Source organism: Protofrankia sp. CiP1_Cm_nod2, assembly GCF_920664355.1.
In the GTDB taxonomy this organism is placed as follows: domain Bacteria; phylum Actinomycetota; class Actinomycetes; order Frankiales; family Frankiaceae; genus Protofrankia.
Window position 1 is genome coordinate 1 of sequence record NZ_CAKKTL010000066.1, and the last position, 6,152, is coordinate 6,152.

Here is a 6,152-nt window from a genome sequence, read left to right on the forward strand (position 1 = left end):
GTCCCCCGCGGTGGAAGCGGCCGCCCGCTGATCGGCCGCCGGCGCGGGCCGGCCCGCGCCGCGCAGGGCGATCCCCACGAGAAAACGGCTCGCGCCACCGCTCCCGGGCCCCCCGGGCCCGCCGCCACGCACGCCCGCTCGCTCGTTCCCGGGCGCGTTCGCGCCGCCGCCGGCCGGACCGCTCACAGGTATCCCCGGCTGAGTTCGGCGTCGAGAAGGTCCAGGTAGCGGGCCCGGGTTCGGGCGGTCATGCTCATGATCTCCCGTTCGCTCCAGTGGTAGTGGTACGCGAGCAGGTGCACCTCCTGGTACAGCCGTCCCATCCGTCCTGAGACCTCGGCGAGCAGGAACGCGCCGGTGTCGAGGACGGTGGCGAAGGCGGCCTGGCAGCGTGGGCAGTCGAGCTTGAGAACTATCTCCGCGTGCGGGTCGAGTTCGGCCATCGCGGCCGCGACCGCGTCGGCCCCCGCGGGAGGGAGTTCGGGCGTCGTCGGGACGCAGCGGCCAAGCAGCGCCGCCGCGGCGGCGTCGGGACGGTCCGCAAGCGCGGCGGCGGCGCGCTGGTCGGCGCCGGTCGGCAGCCGGAACCGCACGGGCCGCGCCACCCCCGGCACATCGATCAGGTACCAGTCCGCTTCCGGCCCCGCCGGGCCAGGAGTCACCCGTCCGGTACCGGGAAGATCGGGGGCGGGGGGATCGGGGGCGGGGAGATCGGGACGGGAGGAACCCGGGGCCGGGAGCAGGTCGCCGACCCGCAGGTCGAGGTCCATCGGCTCGCCGCAGTCCGGGTCCGGGCAGGTCACCACGGCGGAAAGCTGGTCGCCGAACGTCAGCCGGCGCAGGTGGAGCAGCAGCACCTCCCGGTCCCCGACCGTCAGCCCGTCCACCGTGTCCTCATCGACCTCGGCCATATCGGCCTCGGTCAGGTCGCCGAGCCGGACCAGGCAGCGGGCGAGCAGCGTCGACACGCGGCTGGCGATGTCCAGGCCGTGGGCGTGTTCGGCCAGATACGCCTCGTCCCGTCCGTCGAGCGGACGCGCGACCGCCGTGGTGTGCCGGCTGCCCGCACACCACAGGCCGTGGCGAAGCGCCACCCGCGCCAGCGGGCCGTCCGGCAGATGTCGCATCGGTGGGTGCCCGCCGCGCCTATGCCGACGGCAGCGTGAAGGTGGGCTCCCTGAGCTCGACGACCGGAATGCGTTCCCAGCCCTCGTTCTCCAGTTTGATGGTCTGGATGGCGACCGCGTTGGCGTTCGCGTCCAGGTCGGGCAGCGCCTGGTACTCCGAGACCCAGCAGCGGAACACCCGGTAGGACAGCACCTGCTGGCCGGCCTCGTTGAACACGTCGATGGTGATGTCCTTGCGGAAGTCCGCCAGCGACACCTCCATGGTCCGCTTGTCGGGCGGGGCCTGGGCGTTCGCGTAGTCCCACACCTTGTTCGCCCACTGCTCGAAGTCGACGTCCTGGGTGATCCCCCGCTCCAGGCTGACCGGTTCGTACTTGGTGCGCCCAGGGGACTTGCGGCCGGTGCTCGGGTCGCCGCCGTCGCGGTGCTCGACGACCTCGGTGGTGCGTTTGAGCGCGCCCACCTTGCTGATTCCGGCGACGTACCGCCCGTCCCACCACACCCGGAACTTGAAGTTCTTGTACGGGTCGAACCGGGTCGGGTTGACGACGAACTGCGCCATGGGCTGTCCTTCCGCCCCGGCCGGGACACGGCGGGGTCCGTCCTGTCATGGGAGGAGAGAACGATCAGCCGGCGCTCTGGCCCGCCAGCTGGGAAATACTGATGATCACGAATTCGGCGGGCTTCAGCGGCGCGAACCCGACGCTGATGTTGACGATGCCGAGGTCGATGTCGGCCTGGGTGGTGGTCTCGGCATCACACCTGACCAGGTATGCCTCGCCCGGGGTGGAGCCCTGGAACGCGCCCTTGCGGTAGAGGTTGTTCATGAACGTGCCGATACTCGACCGCAGCTCGGACCACAGCGGCGCGTCGTTCGGCTGGAAGACGGCCCACTGGGTGCCCCGGAACAGGCTCTCCTCGATGTACAGGGCGAGCCGGCGGACGGGGATGTACTTCCATTCCGAGGCCAGCTGGTCCGCGCCGGCCCGGGTACGGCTGCCCCAGCTCACCGTCCCGTACACCGGGAACGTGCGCAGGCAGTTCACACCCTGCCGGTTCAGCTGGCCGTTCTGCGGGTCGGTCAGCACCTCGGTGAGCTCGGGGACGTTGCGCAGCGTCGCGTCGGTGCCGGCCGGCGCCTTCCACACCCCGCGGTCGGCGTCCGTCCGGGCGAACAGGCCGGCCAAGGTACCGCTCGCGCCGACGGAACGCAGCCGGAACCCGCTCAGCGGATCCGGCACCCTGACCCGCGGGTAGAACAGCGCGGTGTTCGTGTGGGGCGGCGTTTTGGGCAGGTCGACCTTTGCCGTGTCGAACCTGGTCACCGTGTCCGGCGTGTCCATGAGGAAGAACGCGCGCCGGTTCCCGCAGTACGTCTGGGCGAAACTGACGACGGCGCCGGCCTCGGTGGGTGAAAGCGGGTGGTCGCCGGTGAGGGTCGCCGTCCGGGGCAGGCACAGCAGGTTGAACACGTCGACGGTGTCGAGCGCGCCGATGCCGGCCATCAGGGCGTTGCCGTCCGGCGGGTCGCCGTCGCCACCCGCCCGGCTGCCCACCTGCGCCGTGTCGGCGATGAAACCCTGTGTCGCGGGCGCGGCACCGAGCTGATATTCCTGCACGTTCGCCGATGCCAGGGGTGATGATCCGGAGGTCGTCAGCTTCAGGGTCGTGGCCGCGCCGCTGGCGCCCGCGTTGCCCGCCCGGACGGACGCCCCGGGCACACCGGCGATCAGGAGCAGCCGCGGGCCGCCACCCCCCGCCCCGCCGTCCGCCACCCGGGCCACGCCGCCGGTGAAGGCCGGCGCGGGACCGGCCACGTGCGCCAGCCCCTCCGTGAGCACCCGCGCGATCTCGGTCGGCGTATGCGGGCCGGGAGCCAGGTCCACCGGAAGCGCACGGGTGACCGGCGTCGCGCCGGCATCCGACGGGGTGAACGTCACCGCGATCCGAGCGCCCTTGTCGATCGTGACGTCGCCGCTGAGCGGCTCGGATCGCAGCGCGGGCAGCACCTGCGTCTCGGCGCTGGTCAGCTTGAGCGCCGTCCACACGGCCTGGTTCGGGTTCGGCGAGGTGGTGGACGGCGCCGCCTCGATCGTGAACGGCTCCGGCCCGTCACCACCCGGGACGAACACCAGCCGTCCGTTCACCGCCGTGACGAGCGCGCCCGCGAATCCCTGCTCCGGCGGCGAGCCGGCCCCCGCCGCCCGAACGAGGTTCTGCAGCTCGCCGGCGAGTTCGTCGAGTTCGTGGCCGCCGTCGGGGACGATGATGGTGTGGCTGGTCGTCCCCAGCCTCAGTCGGAGCTCGTTGCCCGTCGCGGGCACGGCCACCGGCTCGGTCAGCTCACCGCCACGGGTCGCCGCCGCGGGCTTCGCCGTGCCGGTGGCCAGGAGCAGCCGGTCGGTGGCGGTCGGGTCGCCCGCGAAATCGGCGACGAGCAGGCGGGTCGCGGGAGCGGTCGGTCCCGCGCGCAGCCGCAGCCGGCGTCCGGTCACAGCTCCCGCCGCGTTCAGCTCGTCGACGACCTCGACGGTGGTCGCCGCGAACGCGGGGAGTTCCGGCCGCGCCCGCTGGACCGCGGCCTGCAGCGCCGTCGCGACGGCGTCGATCGGGTGGGGGCCGGCCGGCAGGGCGAGCGGCGCGACGCCGGACTCGCCGGCGATCGTCACACTCACCGTCGCGTCGGCGGCGAGGCCGATGGTGGCCGGCTGTGTGGGCGACGCGCTGTGCACGCCGGACAAGGTGCCGCCCAGCAGCGGCCGGGTGGTGCCCGTCACCGTGATCGTGACCAGCGTCGAGCCGGTACGGGAGTCGTTGACGACGTCCTCGGCGAAGTCGACGCTGCCGGGCGTCAGCGACAGGCCACGGAAGACCTCCTGTGCGACCACGGGCGCGCCCGGGCCGCCGGAGCCGCCGTACAGACTCACGACCAGGTTGAACCGGTCGGCGACCCAGTCGACCCGGACCCGCAGGTTGTTGCCCCACACACCCGGGTTCTTCGCCGTGACCACCAGCGGCCCGGTCGCGGGCGCGGCGGGGGCGGCCGCCGCCACGGCACCGCCGATGACGACGTCACTCGCGGTGAGGTCCCCGGACGCGGTGCGCACGGCCCACGCTTCGGTGCCGCCGTTGAGGAAGAACTGCTGGATCCCGTAGGAGGCTTCACTCGACGGGTGCAGACCGCCGAACGTCCGGACGAACTCCGTCCAGTTGAAGACCTGGACGGGCGTTTCCAGCGGGCCCTTCGGAAAGAAGTCGACGAACGCCGCGACCGAGGTCGACACTCCCGTGATCGTACGGACACCGCTCGGGATCTCCTGGATGTAAACACCCGGATAGGTCGGTGAGACCGGCATGGACGCGGCCTTTCTCGGGAGCGTCGAAAACGTGGTCACGCCTCCGGCGGCCCACGCTCCGGTCACTGCGGGGGGCGGCTGCCGCGGCCACCATCGTCGCCGCTCGTGCCCGGCACGGACATGGACCGCCGGGTTCAGACACGATCCCGTCCCAGATCTACATCCCGTACCTCTTGCACCGACCGGACAGCTCGGCTCGGCTGAGGCGAAGGCCACGGTGATGAACCCAGCGCCGCGCCCTCCGACACGGCACCTCTCAGCACCGCGCCTCCCGACACGGCGGGTCCCAGGACGACGGCGACCTACGCCGAGCCGAACCCTCCGACCATCACGCCCACACAGCGGCGGTAGTGCGCCCGAGCACCTGCCAGGCCGGTCAGGCCGTGTGGCTCGCGGCGCTGAGGAGCCGCTCGACGTCCCGGCAGAAATCGTCGGACGACGGCGAGTTCCGCCGGGCCAGTGCGAGATCGAACGCGGCGGCAAGCGCGGACTGGTCGACGGCGGGGCGGTAGCGCTGGCCATCGACACGCTGACCGGTCAGCCACTCCTTGCGGCCGCGGGGGTTCTCCGGCTCGGGGTGGGCCTTCAGGCCGGGAGCGAGGCCGCGGATGCCGGCCAGGGGTTCAACGTCTGGAACGCCATACTCCGCAGCGCCGCGTGGACGGGAGCGAACGGCAGCGTCCGACGCATACCAGTCAGGCCCGATCTCATACCCGTCTGTCTCACCGGCTGGTACGGGATGCACGTACCACCGTTTCGGGCTGTCCTTGGTGTATGCGACCGCTCCTCCGCAGGTGCTGCCGGCGTGACGCCTTGTACCACCTGGCTCTACAGGCCAGACCCATCCACCGTCTTCCGAGACAAAATTGAGATATCTTTCCGTTTCGTACGGACAATATGCGCTCCTCGACGAGGAACGATGGGAGTCGAGTACCGGATGGCCGACCGAAATGGGACGACCTTCCACGCCGGCACGGACGCGAATACAGTTTTCAATAATGAGCGTGGCGACGTACCACCGGATTCCGGGCCGGAGCACGGTGCCGTATTCACGGAATGAGACGTCCATGATGACGGATGGCGAACAGTGATTGCCACGGTAAAGGTGCTCGGGCTGCGGGCCCGGGGCTTTACCGATGTTGCCGCGGCGGCCCGACGGGTCGTCGACTACGTTCAGGGCACCCCAGCCGCCCCCGAAGCCATCCGCCCCGGGCCGGCGGACTACTACAGTTCCGGGACACGGCCCGCGGACGGGCGCGGGGTTCCGGCGCGGATCTGCTCGGGCTGCGCGGCCAGGTCGATCCGGTGCACCTGCAGCGGCCGCTGTGCGGGCTGCACGCGCGTACCGGACAATCGGTGCCGCCTGCGGCCGGTTCGGCCGGCCGGGCCGGCCGAACCACCCCCGCCATTCCTGGCATCCCGTCGAGCATCGGCACATCGTCGACGACGGGGCGGGGGCAGACATCGCCGCCGCTCTCGATGCCGGGGTGGACGAGTAAGGGCGTAGAGCAGCGACCACACCATGAGCCATCCAGCCTGCCCGACACGGCCCAGCCCGGGAGGCAAACGTGCGGGTCACCGACCGCATGGGGTTCTGGAGCCCCCGCTGGCTCGGGCGGCCGAGCATCATCCGGCCGTAGCCGCGACCGATACCTAGTAGTACTATGCA

At 71.5% G+C, this 6,152-nt stretch carries 4 protein-coding genes and 1 pseudogene; all 5 read right to left on the reverse strand.

Annotation, left to right across the window (positions count from 1 at the left end):
* A pseudogene (locus NBW84_RS09770) lies at nt 1-186 on the reverse strand (hypothetical protein); the annotation flags it as partial.
* Nucleotides 183-1,127 (reverse strand): hypothetical protein, encoded by a 945-nt coding sequence (locus NBW84_RS09775; RefSeq protein ID WP_250283815.1) that lies wholly within the window; start codon nt 1,125-1,127, stop codon nt 183-185. The pseudogene NBW84_RS09770 and the gene NBW84_RS09775, both read right to left, overlap by 4 nt.
* A 19-nt stretch (nt 1,128-1,146) precedes the next feature.
* A complete protein-coding gene (locus tag NBW84_RS09780; protein WP_250283816.1) occupies nt 1,147-1,689 on the reverse strand; it encodes a phage tail protein in 543 nt (180 codons plus the stop codon).
* Nucleotides 1,690-1,753: 64 nt separating this feature from the next.
* Nucleotides 1,754-4,483: a phage tail sheath C-terminal domain-containing protein gene (locus tag NBW84_RS09785; protein WP_250283818.1), complete on the reverse strand. Its 2,730-nt coding sequence runs from the start codon at nt 4,481-4,483 to the stop codon at nt 1,754-1,756.
* A gap of 376 nt (nt 4,484-4,859) precedes the next feature.
* A complete protein-coding gene (locus NBW84_RS09790; protein WP_250283820.1) occupies nt 4,860-5,552 on the reverse strand; it encodes a hypothetical protein in 693 nt (230 codons plus the stop codon).
* Between the last annotated feature and the right edge of the window lie 600 nt (nt 5,553-6,152).